Annotated in this window: 11 protein-coding genes; 6 read left to right on the top strand and 5 right to left on the bottom strand. The window is 71.5% G+C overall.

Translation table 11 applies throughout. The annotated features are described in order from the left end of the window. Window positions 1-26: 26 nt before the first annotated feature. The 5 genes from ACGFYN_RS12030 to ACGFYN_RS12010 form a co-directional block, all read right to left on the bottom strand. Window positions 27-1,100 carry an ABC transporter ATP-binding protein gene (locus ACGFYN_RS12030; RefSeq protein WP_393865666.1) on the bottom strand — a complete coding sequence of 358 codons (1,074 nt, stop codon included), beginning with the start codon at window positions 1,098-1,100 and terminating at the stop codon, window positions 27-29. A gap of 5 nt (window positions 1,101-1,105) precedes the next feature. Further along, window positions 1,106-1,987 carry an ABC transporter permease gene (locus ACGFYN_RS12025; protein WP_393865665.1) on the bottom strand — a complete coding sequence of 294 codons (882 nt, stop codon included), beginning with the start codon at window positions 1,985-1,987 and terminating at the stop codon, window positions 1,106-1,108. Then, a complete protein-coding gene (locus ACGFYN_RS12020; RefSeq protein ID WP_393865664.1) occupies window positions 1,984-2,877 on the bottom strand; it encodes an ABC transporter permease in 894 nt (297 codons plus the stop codon). Before ACGFYN_RS12020 ends, ACGFYN_RS12025 begins: the two co-directional genes overlap by 4 nt. A gap of 3 nt (window positions 2,878-2,880) precedes the next feature. Continuing rightward, window positions 2,881-4,005 carry a spermidine/putrescine ABC transporter substrate-binding protein gene (locus tag ACGFYN_RS12015; protein WP_393865663.1) on the bottom strand — a complete coding sequence of 375 codons (1,125 nt, stop codon included), beginning with the start codon at window positions 4,003-4,005 and terminating at the stop codon, window positions 2,881-2,883. Window positions 4,006-4,179: 174 nt separating this feature from the next. Further along, window positions 4,180-5,379 carry an aromatic ring-hydroxylating dioxygenase subunit alpha gene (locus ACGFYN_RS12010; RefSeq protein ID WP_393865662.1) on the bottom strand — a complete coding sequence of 400 codons (1,200 nt, stop codon included), beginning with the start codon at window positions 5,377-5,379 and terminating at the stop codon, window positions 4,180-4,182. Between the two features lie 423 nt (window positions 5,380-5,802). Here ACGFYN_RS12010 and ACGFYN_RS12005 point away from each other — a divergent pair, with 423 nt between their 5' ends. The 6 genes from ACGFYN_RS12005 to ACGFYN_RS11980 are packed head-to-tail and all read left to right on the top strand — an operon-like array spanning window position 5,803 to window position 12,172. Further along, complete coding sequence (locus tag ACGFYN_RS12005) at window positions 5,803-6,225, top strand: hypothetical protein (RefSeq protein ID WP_393865661.1); 423 nt, start codon at window positions 5,803-5,805, stop codon at window positions 6,223-6,225. After that, window positions 6,222-7,442, top strand: coding sequence for an NADH-ubiquinone oxidoreductase-F iron-sulfur binding region domain-containing protein (locus tag ACGFYN_RS12000; RefSeq protein ID WP_393865660.1), 1,221 nt, complete (start codon window positions 6,222-6,224; stop codon window positions 7,440-7,442). Before ACGFYN_RS12005 ends, ACGFYN_RS12000 begins: the two co-directional genes overlap by 4 nt. Window positions 7,443-7,495: 53 nt before the next feature. Then, window positions 7,496-7,687 carry a ferredoxin gene (locus tag ACGFYN_RS11995; protein ID WP_393865659.1) on the top strand — a complete coding sequence of 64 codons (192 nt, stop codon included), beginning with the start codon at window positions 7,496-7,498 and terminating at the stop codon, window positions 7,685-7,687. A 1-nt stretch (window position 7,688) separates the two neighbouring features. Continuing rightward, a complete protein-coding gene (locus ACGFYN_RS11990) occupies window positions 7,689-9,743 on the top strand; it encodes an acetate--CoA ligase family protein (RefSeq protein WP_393865658.1) in 2,055 nt (684 codons plus the stop codon). Between the two features lie 30 nt (window positions 9,744-9,773). Next, window positions 9,774-10,946, top strand: a complete 1,173-nt coding sequence (locus ACGFYN_RS11985) for an acyl-CoA dehydrogenase family protein (RefSeq protein ID WP_393865657.1) — start codon at window positions 9,774-9,776, stop codon at window positions 10,944-10,946. A 53-nt stretch (window positions 10,947-10,999) separates the two neighbouring features. Beyond that, a complete protein-coding gene (locus tag ACGFYN_RS11980; protein WP_393865656.1) occupies window positions 11,000-12,172 on the top strand; it encodes an acyl-CoA dehydrogenase family protein in 1,173 nt (390 codons plus the stop codon). Window positions 12,173-12,188: the final 16 nt, after the last annotated feature.

Raw genomic sequence — 12,188 nt, 5'->3', positions numbered from 1 at the left:
GGTATCGCTTTCGATCAGGGGGTGGCTCAGGCCAGGACCAGACAGTGCTCGGGGCGCCAGCCGAACTCCACCGTCTCGCCGCCGCTCCAGCGGTCCTCCATGCGGGCGCGGTCGGTGTTCTGCTCCAGCACCGACAGGGTGACGCCGGGGGCGAGTTCGATGAGATAGGTCGTGGTCGGGCCGCTGTAGACGGTCTCGCGGAGCTGTCCGCTCAGCTTCGACATGCCCGGTTCGAAGTCGGACAGCCAGATCTTCTCCGGGCGCACGGACACGCTGACCGCCGTGCCGTCGCTGATCTCCGAACGGGTGCCGACCGGCAGCGCGGGGCCCTGCTCCAGGGCGACTTGGCCGTCGCGGTAGGTGCCGCTCATCAGGTTGGAGGTGCCCATGAAGGAGGCGACGAAGCGGCTGGCGGGGTGCTCGTAGATGTCCTCGGGGGTGCCGTACTGCTCGATGCGGCCCTCGTTCATCACGGCGATCCGGTCGGACATGGTCAGCGCCTCGTCCTGGTCGTGGGTGACGAAGACGAAGGTGATGCCGACCTCGCGCTGGATCTGCTTGAGCTCCACCTGCATCTGACGGCGCAGCTTCAGGTCGAGAGCCGCGAGCGGCTCGTCGAGGAGCAGTACGGCAGGCCGGTTGACCAGCGCCCGGGCGAGGGCGACGCGCTGGCGCTGGCCGCCGGAGAGCGTACGGGGCCTGCGCTCGGCGAGGCCGTCGAGCTGCACCAACTCCAGCATCTCGCCCACGCGTTGGCGGATCTCCGCCTTGGCGACGCCCTTGCGCTTCAGCCCGAAGCCGACGTTGTCGGTGACGCTGAGGTGGTCGAAGAGGGCGTAGCTCTGGAAGACGGTGTTGACGTTGCGCCGGTTCGGCGGCAGGTCGGTCACGTCCTCGCCGGCCAGCAGCACCGAGCCCTCGGTGGGGTCGCTGAACCCGCCGATCATGCGCAGCGAGGTGGTCTTGCCGCAGCCGGAGGGGCCCAGCAGGGAGAAGAAGTGGCCGGCCTCGATGTCGAGGTCGAGGCGGTGGACGGCGTAGGAGTCACCGAACTGCTTGGAGACGCCGTCGAGCCGGACGGCGGGGGTCGTCGCGTCCATGAGGGTCACTCCCCGGAGAGGATGTCGAGGCCGCCGCGGCGGCCGAAGAGGCGCGGGATGAACAGGGCCAGGGCGATCAGGGCGATGGAGCCGGCGAGCATCAGCGTGCCGACCGCGTTGATGGTGGGCTGCACCCCGAAGCGGATCGCCGAGTAGATCCGCACCGACAGCGGCTGCGGGTCGACGCCGGTGGTGAAGTAGGCGAGGACGAAGTCGTCGAAGACCAGCGCGAAGATGAGTACGGCGGAGGCGAGCACCGCCGGCAGCAGGGCCGGCAGGGTGACCAGCCGCACCGCCTGCCAGCGGGTGGCGCCGAGGTCCATGGCGGCCTCCTCCACCTCCGGGTTCAGGGCGGCGACCCGGGAGCGGAGGATGACGGTGACGTAGGAGATCGAGAAGGTGATCTCGGCGAGCATCACCGTGCCGGTGGACAGGGCGATGCCCAGGCCCTTGAACAGCAGCATCGAGGCGACGCCGGTGACGATCTCCGGCGTGATCAGCGGTACCAGCATGACCAGGCCGGCCAGTGAGCCGAGGCGGGTGCGGCAGCGGACCAGACCGAGTGCCAGCGCCACCCCGAGGACGACCGAACCGACCATCGCCACCAGGGAGATGCGCAGACTGGTGCCCAACGACGCGATGATCACGTCGTCGTGGGCGAAGGCGCGGTACCAACGCAGGCTGAATCCGCCGAAGACGGTCAGGGACTTCTTGGAGTTGAAGGAGAACAGCGCCACGACGCCGATGGGCAGGTAGAGCAGGGCGAAGAAGAGCGCCGTGACGGCGATGAGGATGCGCGGTTTGCGCTCGGCGTGTCCGCGCCGGGTGCGGGCCTTGGCGGCCGGGCGGGCGGGCGCGCCCGCGGCGGGCAGTTTGACCATGGTCATCGGCGGGCCTCCGCCTCGTCCTTGCGGGTGCGCCGCAGATAGCCGAACATCCCGATCAGCAGGACCAGCATCAGGAGCATGGTGAGCGCGGAGCCGAGCGGCCAGTTCTGGCCCTGGAAGAACTTGTCCTGGATGAGGTTGCCGATCATGATCTGGTCCGGGCCGCCCATCAGTTGTGCGCTGACGAAGTCGCCCATGGCGGGCAGGAAGACGAGGACGAGGCCGGCCGCGGCGCCCTGGCGGGTGGCGGGCAGGGTGACGAAGAAGAAGGTGCGGACCGGGCCGCCGTACAGGTCGCGACCGGCCTCGATGAGGGAGATGTCGAGGCGTTCCAGGGCCGCGTACAGCGGGATGATCATGAAGACGACGAAGCCGTAGACGAGACCCGCGACCACGCCGACACCGGTGTTGAGGATCTTCGTGTCCGAGTCGGCGAGTCCGATGGCGCGCAGGGTGCGCAGCACCGGTCCGTCGTCGGAGAGGACAACCGACCAGCCGTACATCCGCACCAGGTAGTTGGCGAAGAACGGCACGACGATCGCGGCGATCAGCGCGTTCTTGTAGCGGCCGCCGTACCGGGCGATCGTGTACGCCACCGGATAGGCGATCAGCAGGCAGATCGCGCAGGTCAGCAGGGCGTAGCCGAGCGAGCGGGCCAGCACCTCGGTGTAGGCGGGGTCGGCGAGGGCGCGGATGCCGGACAGGTCGAAGCCGAAGCGGGGGTTGCCGAGTTCGTCGGTGGTGCCGACGGCGAGGACGGCGACGAGGGCGAGTGAGGCGATCAGGAAACCGGTCATCCACAGGGTGCCCGGCAGCATGAACCAGATCCACATCCGGTTGCCCGAGGTGTCGCGGCGCCGGGTGCGTGAGCCATGTCGGAGCAGTGCCACGGTTCAGCCCGCCTTCACATGGGTCCAGGCGGTGTCGCGGGCGTCCTCCGCGGCGCGCGTGCCGTTGCGGAAGAACAGGTCCGCCTTGAGGTCGTCCTCGGTGACGAGGCACTCGGGGAACGGCTTGACCAGCTCGGCGTACACCTTCTCGGAGCCGGCCACCGGCATCGGGTAGCCGATGTACTCGATGTTCTTCTTCACGTTCTCCGGCCGCAGCATGTAGTCGATGAAGAGCATCGCGGTGCCGGGGTGCGGGGCGTTCCAGGGGATGGCGTAGCAGTCGGAGTTGATCGGCGTGCCCTCCTTGGGTGCCTGGAAGCCGAACACCGAGGGGTCCTTGGCCTGGTTCAGCATGGCCGCCATGTCGCCGCTCCACGCCTGCGTCATCAGCGCGTTGCCGTTGAGGAGGTTGTTGTAGCTGTCGCTGGAGAAGCCGCGCAGTCTCGGGCGCAGGCTGCCCAGCAGGGAGGTGATCCGGTCCAGATCTCCCCGGTCGCCGGTGCTCACGCCCAGACCGAGTTCGAGGGCGCCCATGCCGAGCACCTCGTCGCGGTCGTCGAGCAGGAAGACCTTGCCCTTGACCTTGTCGCTCCACAAGTCCTTCCAGGAGCCGGTCAGTTCACCGATCCGGTCACGGCGCCAGCCGATGCCGGTCTTGTACGCGGTGAACGGGAGGGTGTGCGCGGAGCCGCGGTCGTACCAGGGGTCGGCGAAGTAGGAGTGCTTGCCGAACACCGCGGGGGAGTTGGCGAGTTGGGAGTGGTCGATACGGCGCAGCCGCCCGCCGCGGACCAGGCGCTGGGCCCATTTGGCGGTGGGGAAGATGATGTCGTAGCGGTTGCCGGCGTTGAGTTTGGCGACCATGCCCTCCATCGAGTCGAAGTTCGACTGGATGACCCTGACGCCGTACTCCTTCTGAAAGCCCTTGAACACGGACGGGTCGACGAAGTCGGCCCAGTTGAAGTAGACGAGATCGCCGTCGACGCGCGCCTTGGCGGGGGCGAGTGCTTGCGCGTCGGGCCTTTTGGCGGGCATGAACCCGCAGCCGCCGACCGCGGCGCCCAGCAGACCGCAGGCGCCTGCCCGCAGTACTGCGCGTCGGGTGGGTGGTGGTACCTCGGGGGACATCGAACGTCCTCTCCGTCGAGGAACGGCACTGCTCCAGGGCTGGACCGGTTTGGTCGGCTCGACGGAGGCCCTGACTCCGTGGAAAAGACCGGTCTGGTGAGGGTGCGGGCGTGCGTCAGCGGGGGAGGGGTAAGCCCGCCCGGCGGCGTACGGCGTGGGGTGCGCGGGAGGTCGTCACGGTGCGGCCCCCTCCAGGTCGTCCCGGACCCGGCGGGCGAACCAGCCGACGGCCACCTCGCGCTGCGAGAGCGGGCCCGGCTCGTAACCGGGCGTGGTCAGACCGTCCTGCACGCGCTTGACGAGCTCGACGTCCTCGTCGTTGGTCTCCCAGCCGATGTGGATGTTCAGCCGACGGGCCAGCCGCGTGCGGACACTCTCCCCGTGCCGGGTGTAGAAGGCGCCCGGAGTCGCCGCCCGGTCCTGGGCGGTGGGCAGGGCGGTCCACGCGAGCACGTGGTCAGGGTAGAAGTCGATGAGCGTGTTCGGATAGATCACGGCGTAGCGCCATACCCGCCGGTCCGCCTCGACCAGGCCCGGCATCGGCGTCGCGAGGCGCTGATAGAGCCGCTCGGTCCAGTTCGAGGAGGGCTTGTCGCGCAGCGGTGACTCGAACAGGACGTAGTTCTCCTGCACGTCGACCGTGTACGCCTGGTAATCGAGCAGGCGCATGAGCGAGGGGTGCGCCACGGGGACGTGGTAGCCCTCGAGATAGTTGTCGACGATCACCTTCCAGTTGGCGCTCTGCTCCTCGCCACCGGTCAGGTCGTGGATGCGGTGCTTTCCCACGGGGACCAGGCCGGGCCCGGCGTAGTGGCCGACGGCCTCGGCGAGCCCGGCGCAGCTCTCGGCGAGCGGGGTCGCCTCCAGGTCGAGGTTGACGAAGACGAAGCCGAGGAAGGACTCGACGTTGACCGGGTGCAGTCCCAGCCGTGGCTTGTCCAGGCAGGGGATGCGGCGCGCCTCGGGGGCGCCGACGAGCCGGCCGTCCAGCTTGTAGGTCCAGCCGTGGTACGGGCAGCGGATCGCCTTGCCCGACGGCTCGGGGTCGGTGACCAGGCGGGTGCCGCGGTGCCGGCAGACGTTGAGGTGGGCGGCGAGAGTGCCGTCCTCGGTGCGCACGACCAGGACCTCCCGGCCGGCGGCGGTGGCGGCGAGGCGTGCGCCCGGGCCGGGCAGGTCGGATTCGTGGCAGACCAGCTGCCAGGACTTGGCGAAGATGTGCTCGGTCTCGGCCGCGGCGATGGCCGGATCGGTGTAGTAGCGGGCGGCGAGCGCCTCCCCGGGGTGGCCGGGGGGTGCCTGCCCGGCCTGCTCGGGGGGCGTCTCCGGCGGGGCCGGGGACGGGGCGGCTGCCCGGGTGGTCGACGGGTGCATGGGGTGGTCCTCCTCCGCGCCGCGGCGGCGGCGATGGGCGGTGAGGCTGTGGCCGGACGGGGCGGCAGATACGGCAGATACGTCAGGTGCAGCTGGTGCCTGTGTGCCGTCGCGGCCTGCCGGGAAGTCGGCTGACTGATTGATTAGTCAGAGTGGAGGGGGTGTGGAAGCAAGTCAAGACTTGTGGGCTGACTAATTAGTTAGTTAGTCTCGTGGAAGTCGGACGGCCCGGGCCCGCGAACGCTCGCCCCGAATTCCTCCACCAGCCCGCGGACCTGAGGTTCGCGCCACCGGCGTCCGGATCGGACGCCCAGCACAGCTCCCCGCCCCTCTTCTCACGGCGGCGGAGCATCCCCGTCCACGCCGTCGCCGCGCCACCCGTGTCCGGACCACCCGGAGACGGTGCGCCCCCCGGAGGCACGCATGAGCGCTCGCCGAAGTCTCGTATGGCTCGGTCTCACGCCCGAGCCCGAACAGGAACTGCCCGCCGCGGTGGCCGCCCTGCGGGCCCGGACCGACCGCCACCCGCCGACGGCCCTCGTCGCCGCCGAACGGCGGCTCGTCGAGCAGCTGGTGCTGCGCGGCACCCAGCGCGGCTGGCTGCGCTACCTCGGCGAGGTCACCGACCTGGTCGTCGAGGCGGCGACGGCCTCCGCACCCACCGATCCGCGACCGGCGCTCGTGGCCGGCGAGGTCGTGCTCGACCACCACCGCATGCTGATCGGCCTGCCCGGCCTGGGCTACGACCGCACCGCCGCCCAACGACGGGACCTGGAAGAGGCGTTGGCGCGCCTGAGGTCCCGCTCGCGAGGCGCACTCCACGCCGAGGACCGGAGCACCGTATGACCGGCGTCTTCTCCCTCCTTCCCGAGGGCCGCCCCGGCCTCCTCGCCACGCCCGGGGACCTCTCGTCGTATCTCGCGGCAGGCGGCCGCGCCCCGCAGGCCGACCCCGGACGGCTGCTCGACCGAATCGCCGCAGCGGGACTGCGCGGACGCGGCGGCGCCGGATTCCCCGCCGCCGTCAAGCTGCGCGCCGTCCGCGACGCACCGGGGCGACCCGTCGTCGTCGCCAACGGTGAGGAGGGCGAGCCCGGTTCGGTCAAGGACCGCTGGCTGCTGCGGCACCGGCCGCACATGGTCCTGGACGGACTGCGGCTGGCCGCGGCCGTCACCGGTGCCGCTCGCGGTTACGTCTATCTCTCCGACGCGACGGCCGAGCAGGCCGTCCGGCGGGCGCTCATCGAGCTCCCCGGCGATCTGGGCGTCGAGGTCGTACGGACCGAGCACACCTACGTCGCGGGGGAGGAGACCGCCGTCGTACGGCGCGTCGACGGCGGACCGGCGCTGCCCACGGCGAAACCGCCGCGCCCCTTCGAGAACGGGATCGGCGGTGCGCCCACCCTCGTCGCCAACGTGGAGACCCTGGCCCGTGTCGCGCTGATCCACGCGCGGCCCGACGAGGCCGCCGATGTCGCCGGCACGCATCTCGTGACGCTCTCCGGAGCAGCGGATGCCGCGCTCGTGGAGGCGCCCGCCGGTACGCACCTCAAGGTCCTCGCCGATCTGTGCGGGCACGGCCGAGCCGAAGCGGTCCTGCTGGGCGGGCTGTTCGGCGGTCTGTACGGCACCGGCTGGCGGGACCTGCCCCTCGACCACGACGGCCTGATCGCGGCGGGCGGCGCCCTCGGCTGCGGCGCGCTGCACTTCCTGCACCCCGAGAACTGCCCGGTCGCCGTGGCCACCGAGGCCGCGGCCTATCTGGCGGCACAGAGCGCACGGCAGTGCGGAGTGTGCGTGTCCGGCACCGGAGCGCTCGCCCGGACCCTCACCGCCGTCGCCCACGGCGAGGCGAGTGACGACACCACCGGCCAACTGCAGCGCTGGTCACAGCAGTTGCCGGGTCGTGGCGCCTGCGGGCTGCTCGACGCCGCCGCCCGGATCGTCGCCACCCTGCTCGCCCACTTCCCCGAACGCGTCGACGCCCACCGCGGCGCCGCATGCCTCGCCTGTACCGACCCCGTGGCCCACGACGGACGCCGCTTCACGGTCCGCGTGCCCTGAACCGTGAGCCCACTCCTCGCCCCGTGAGCCCACTCGCTCGAAAGGACCGCCCCATGAAACTCCTGCTGGACTCCACCCGCTGCCAGGGCTACGGCCTCTGCCAGGAACCCGCGCCCGAACTCATCGACCTCGACGAATGGGGCTACGCGCAGGTGCGGGTCGCCGAAGTGACCGCCGAGGGCGAGGAGATCGCCGCAGCCGCCGTCGCCGCCTGCCCCAACTCCGCACTGAGGCTGGTGAAGTGACATGGGACGTGACCTGTCGGCCCTGTTCGACCCCGTCTCCGTCGCCGTCGTGGGAGCCAGCGACGACCCGGCCAAGTACGGCCACGCCATCGCCGCCCAGGCCGTACGCGCGAACGGCCGCCGCCCCGTCCACCTGGTCAACCGCCGCGGCGGCACCGTGCTCGGGCGCACCGCGGCGCCCAGCCTGAGCGCGATCGGCGAACCCGTCGACCTCGCGGTGATCTCCGTGCCCGCTTATGGCTTCGAGGACGCCGTCGACGAGGCCCTGCACTGCGGCGCCCGGGCGATCGTCGCGATCACCGCCGGCTTCGCCGAGACCGGCGACGCGGGCCGCAGGCGCCAGGCCGCCGTCGCCGAACGGGTGCGGGCCGCCGGTGCCGTGATGGTCGGGCCCAACTGCCTGGGCCTTGCCGACAACACGACCGATCTCTTCCTGGCGTCCGGCACCTTCACCCCCGGCGCCGTCGCCCTGCTCAGCCAGAGCGGCAACCTCGCCCTCGAACTGCAACTCCGCTTCGCACCACACGGCTTGGGCTTCTCCCGCTTCGTCTCGCTCGGCAACCAGGCCGACGTCACCCTCGTCGATCTGCTCGCCGACTGCGCCCGGCACGAGGGCACCCGCGCCATCGCGGTCTACGCGGAGGACTTCGCCGACGGGCGGGCGTTCGCCGAGGCCGCCGCCGACGCGGGGAAGCCGGTGGTGCTGCTCACCGCGGGCCGCGGCGACGCCTCCGCACGCAGTGCCATGTCACACACCGGGGCACTGACCACCTCGGCCGACGTGGTGACCGCCGCCTGCCGCGACGCCGGCGTCGAACTGGTCGCCACCCCGCGCGAACTCGCCGTGGTCCTGGCGGGGTTGAACGGCGCACGGCGCTCACCCGGCCGCCGGGTCGCCGTGCTCACGGACGGCGGCGGGCACGGCGCGATCGCCGCCGACGCCGTGGAGACGGCCGGGCTCGCCGTCCCCGAACTCGACGAGCCCACCCGGCTGCTGCTGCGGGAGACCCTGTGGGAACAGTCGGCCGTCGCCAACCCGGTGGACCTCGCCGGCATGGGTGAGCAGGACCCCGGCTCGTACGCGGCGACCGTGGACGCGCTGCTGGCGGCCGAGGAGGTCGACGCCGTCCTGATGACCGGCTACTTCGGCGGCTACACGGCCACCGAGGGCGGGCTCGGCGGAGGCGGCACACCGCTCGCCGAGGGGGAGCAGGAGGCCGCGCGCCTCATCGCCGCCCGGCACAGCGCCACCGCGAAACCCCTCGTGGTGCAGTCGATGTACCCCGAGTCCCCCAGCTGCCGCACCCTCGCCGCCGCCGGCATCCCGGTCTTCGGCGCCACCGAGGACGCCGCACGCGCCCTCGCCGCGACGGCACCCCGCGCCCCGCGCCCCGGCCTCGCGCCCCTGCCACCGGCCGCCGTACCGCTCGTCGAGGTCGGCTACCTGGAGACCCGCCGCGCCCTCGAAGCCGCCGGACTCGCCTTCCCCACCGCCCGGGAGATCCATGACGAGACCGAACTGCTCGCGGCAGCCGAGGAGTTCACCGGACCGTACGCGCTCAAGGCCCTTCACCTCCTGCACAAGTCCGACGCGGGCGGCGTCGCACTCGGCCTGGCCGGGACCGCCGAACTCCTCGCCGCCTTCCGGGAGATGCACGGCCGGCTCGGCGCCCCCGCCTACTCCGTCGAAGCCATGGCGGACCTCGCCGACGGCATCGAGCTGATCGTCGGCGTCAACCGCGACCCGCGGTTCGGCCCGGTCGCCATGGTGGGTCTCGGCGGCGTCCTGGCCGAAGCACTGCACGACATCGCCTTCACCCTCGCCCCGGTGCCCGCCGACCACGCCGAGCGCCTGCTGCGCGGGCTGCGTACCGCCACGCTCCTCGACGGGGTGCGCGGCCGGCCGGCCGTCGACATCGCGGCGGCCGCGGCGGCCGTCGAGACGATCACCGCGTTCGCCGCCGCCCACCCCGAGATCGCCGAGCTCGAGGTCAACCCCCTTCTCGTACGCCCCGACGGCGTCCTCGCCCTCGACTCCCGCGCCGTACTCGCCTGACCGTCCCCCTGCCCGACCCCGGAGGCTCCCATGGACTTGCGCTACACCCCCGAACAGACCGACCTGAAGCGCCGTGCCGCCGAGTACGCCCGGCTGCTCATGCGGTACGAGGACCAGTCCGAGCAGGCCGGCGGACCCCTGCCGCAGCAGCTCGTGACCGAACTGACCCGTGCCGCCATGGACGCCGGTGTCTACGCCATCAACATGCCCGCCGAGTGGGGCGGCGCCGGGCTCAGTCTCCTCGACCAGGTCATCGTGGAGGAGGAGTTCGGCAAGGTCACCAACTGCCTCTGGGACATCCCCTGGAGGCCCGCCAACGTCCTCGCGCAGGGCGACGAGCGGCAGCGCGAGAAGTACCTGCTGCCCGTGATCCGCGCCGAGCGGTTCGACGCGTTCGCCGTCACCGAGCCGGGCGCCGGCTCCGACCCGTCCTCCGGCACCTCCACCGCCGCCCGCGCCGACGGCGGCTGGCTGCTCAACGGCGAGAAGTGGTTCGTCACCTGCGGCGACATCGCCGACTTCCTGCTGGTGCAGGCGGACGCCGGACCCGAGAAGCTGCCCACGCTGTTCTTCGTGGACAAAGCCGCGCCCGGCGTGCAGATGACCCGGGTGCCGCACTTCATGCACTCCGCGGTCAACGGGCACCCCGAATTCACCTTCACCGACGTCTTCGTGGCCGACGAGGACGTGCTCGGCGGCGTCGGCAACGGCTACGAACTCACCAAGGAATGGTTCACCGACGAACGCCTCATGATCGCGGCCCGCACGGTGGGCGCCGCCGAGCGCGCCCTCCAACTGGCCCGCGACTGGGCCGTGGAGCGCGAGCAGTTCGGGGCGCCCATCGCCTCGTACCAGCTGATCCAGGGCATGCTCGCCGACTGCGCCGTGGACATCGCGGTCAACCGCGCCTACACCCACCAGGTCGCCTGGGAGGCCGACCAGCCGGGCACCGACCGCAAGACGCTGCACGCCAAGGCCTCCACCGCCAAGCTCGCCGCCAGCGAGGCGGCCGGCCGGGTCGCCGACCGGTGCCTGCAGATCTTCGGCGGACGCGGCTACGACCGCACCTACCCCGTCGAGCGCATGTACCGCGAGCTGCGCGTCGACCGGATCTGGGAGGGCACCTCCGAGATCCAGCGCCTGATCATCGCCAACGAGCTGATCAAGCGCGGCACCCGCGCCCTGGCCCTGCCCACCCACTGACCGTGCGCCCCTCTCCCGAACCCGCCCACCCAGCAGCCACATCGAGGACTTCCATGGACTTCCGTCTCACCCCGCGCCAGGCACAGCTCAAGGCCGACGCCCGCGCCCTCACCGACCTCATCGCCGGCTACGAGCTCCAGTGCGAGGAGGAGAACGGCCTACCCGCCGACGTCCACGCCAAGGTCCGCGACGCGGTCCTCGACGCGGGGCTGCAGGCCGTCAACATGCCCGCCGAATGGGGCGGCGCCGGCCTCACCATCGCCGAACAGGCCGCCGTCCAAGAGGAGTTGGGACGCCTCACCGGAGCCCTGTGGGACATGGTGTGGCGGCCCGCCAACGCACTCAGGTTCTGCACCCCCGCACAGCGCGAGCGCTTCCTGATCCCGGTGATCAACGGCGAGCGGCGCGACTGCTACGCCGTCACCGAGCGCGGCGCCGGCTCGGACCCGCAGAACCTCGCCACCACCGCGACCAGGAACGACCGCGGCTGGGTCCTCAACGGCGAGAAGTGGTTCGTCACCGTCGGCGACCACGCCGACTTCATGATCGTGCTCGCCGCGGCCGGCCCGGAGCGGGCGCCCACGCTGTTCCTCGTCGACAAGGACACGCCCGGCATCGAGATGACGCGCGTGCCGCGCTTCATGCACACCTTCGTCTACGAGCACCCCGAGTTCACCTTCACCGACGTCCAGGTCGACGAGGACGCCGTGCTCGGCGGCATCGGCGAGGGCTACGACATCACCCGCTCCTGGTTCACCGAGGAGCGCCTGATGATCGCGGCACGGACCACGGGCGCCGCCGAGCGGGCGCTGGAACTGGCCCGCGACTGGGCCGTGGAACGTGAGCAGTTCGGGGCGCCGATCTCGTCGTACCAGCTGATCCAGGGCATGCTCGCCGACTGCGCCGTGGACATCGCGGTCAACCGCGCCTACACCCACCAGGTCGCCTGGGAGATCGACCAGGCCTCGCCCGAGGACCGCAAGAGGCTGCACGCCAAGGCGGCCATCGCCAAGCTCTCCGCGAGCGAGGCCTCGGGCCGCGTGATCGACCGCTGCCTGCAGATCCACGGCGGGCGCGGCTACGACCGCACGTACGCCGTCGAACGGCTCTACCGCGAGCTGCGCGTGGACCGGATCTGGGAGGGCACCTCCGAGATCCAGCGCCTCATCATCGCCAACGAGCTGGTCAAGCGCGGGACCGGGGTCCTGGACCTGCCCACGGCCTGACCCATCGCATCGAGAG

Source organism: Streptomyces sp. NPDC048419 (assembly GCF_043200415.1).
Classification (GTDB): Bacteria; Actinomycetota; Actinomycetes; order Streptomycetales; family Streptomycetaceae; genus Streptomyces.
The sequence above is the reverse complement of the archived record's forward strand: the minus strand, read 5'-3'. Positions and strand labels throughout refer to the sequence as shown.

Bases quoted from the DNA above. Each gene is read 5' to 3' on its own strand.
- ACGFYN_RS12030 (WP_393865666.1), bottom strand. From the start codon at position 1,100: ATGGACGCGACGACCCCCGCCGTCCGGCTCGACGGCGTCTCCAAGCAG.
- ACGFYN_RS12005 (WP_393865661.1), top strand. From the start codon at position 5,803: ATGAGCGCTCGCCGAAGTCTCGTATGGCTCGGTCTCACGCCCGAGCCC.
- ACGFYN_RS11980 (WP_393865656.1), top strand. From the start codon at position 11,000: ATGGACTTCCGTCTCACCCCGCGCCAGGCACAGCTCAAGGCCGACGCC.
- ACGFYN_RS11990 (WP_393865658.1), top strand. From the start codon at position 7,689: ATGGGACGTGACCTGTCGGCCCTGTTCGACCCCGTCTCCGTCGCCGTC.
- ACGFYN_RS12010 (WP_393865662.1), bottom strand. From the start codon at position 5,379: ATGCACCCGTCGACCACCCGGGCAGCCGCCCCGTCCCCGGCCCCGCCG.
- ACGFYN_RS11985 (WP_393865657.1), top strand. From the start codon at position 9,774: ATGGACTTGCGCTACACCCCCGAACAGACCGACCTGAAGCGCCGTGCC.
- ACGFYN_RS12000 (WP_393865660.1), top strand. From the start codon at position 6,222: ATGACCGGCGTCTTCTCCCTCCTTCCCGAGGGCCGCCCCGGCCTCCTC.
- ACGFYN_RS11995 (WP_393865659.1), top strand. From the start codon at position 7,496: ATGAAACTCCTGCTGGACTCCACCCGCTGCCAGGGCTACGGCCTCTGC.
- ACGFYN_RS12015 (WP_393865663.1), bottom strand. From the start codon at position 4,005: ATGTCCCCCGAGGTACCACCACCCACCCGACGCGCAGTACTGCGGGCA.
- ACGFYN_RS12025 (WP_393865665.1), bottom strand. From the start codon at position 1,987: ATGACCATGGTCAAACTGCCCGCCGCGGGCGCGCCCGCCCGCCCGGCC.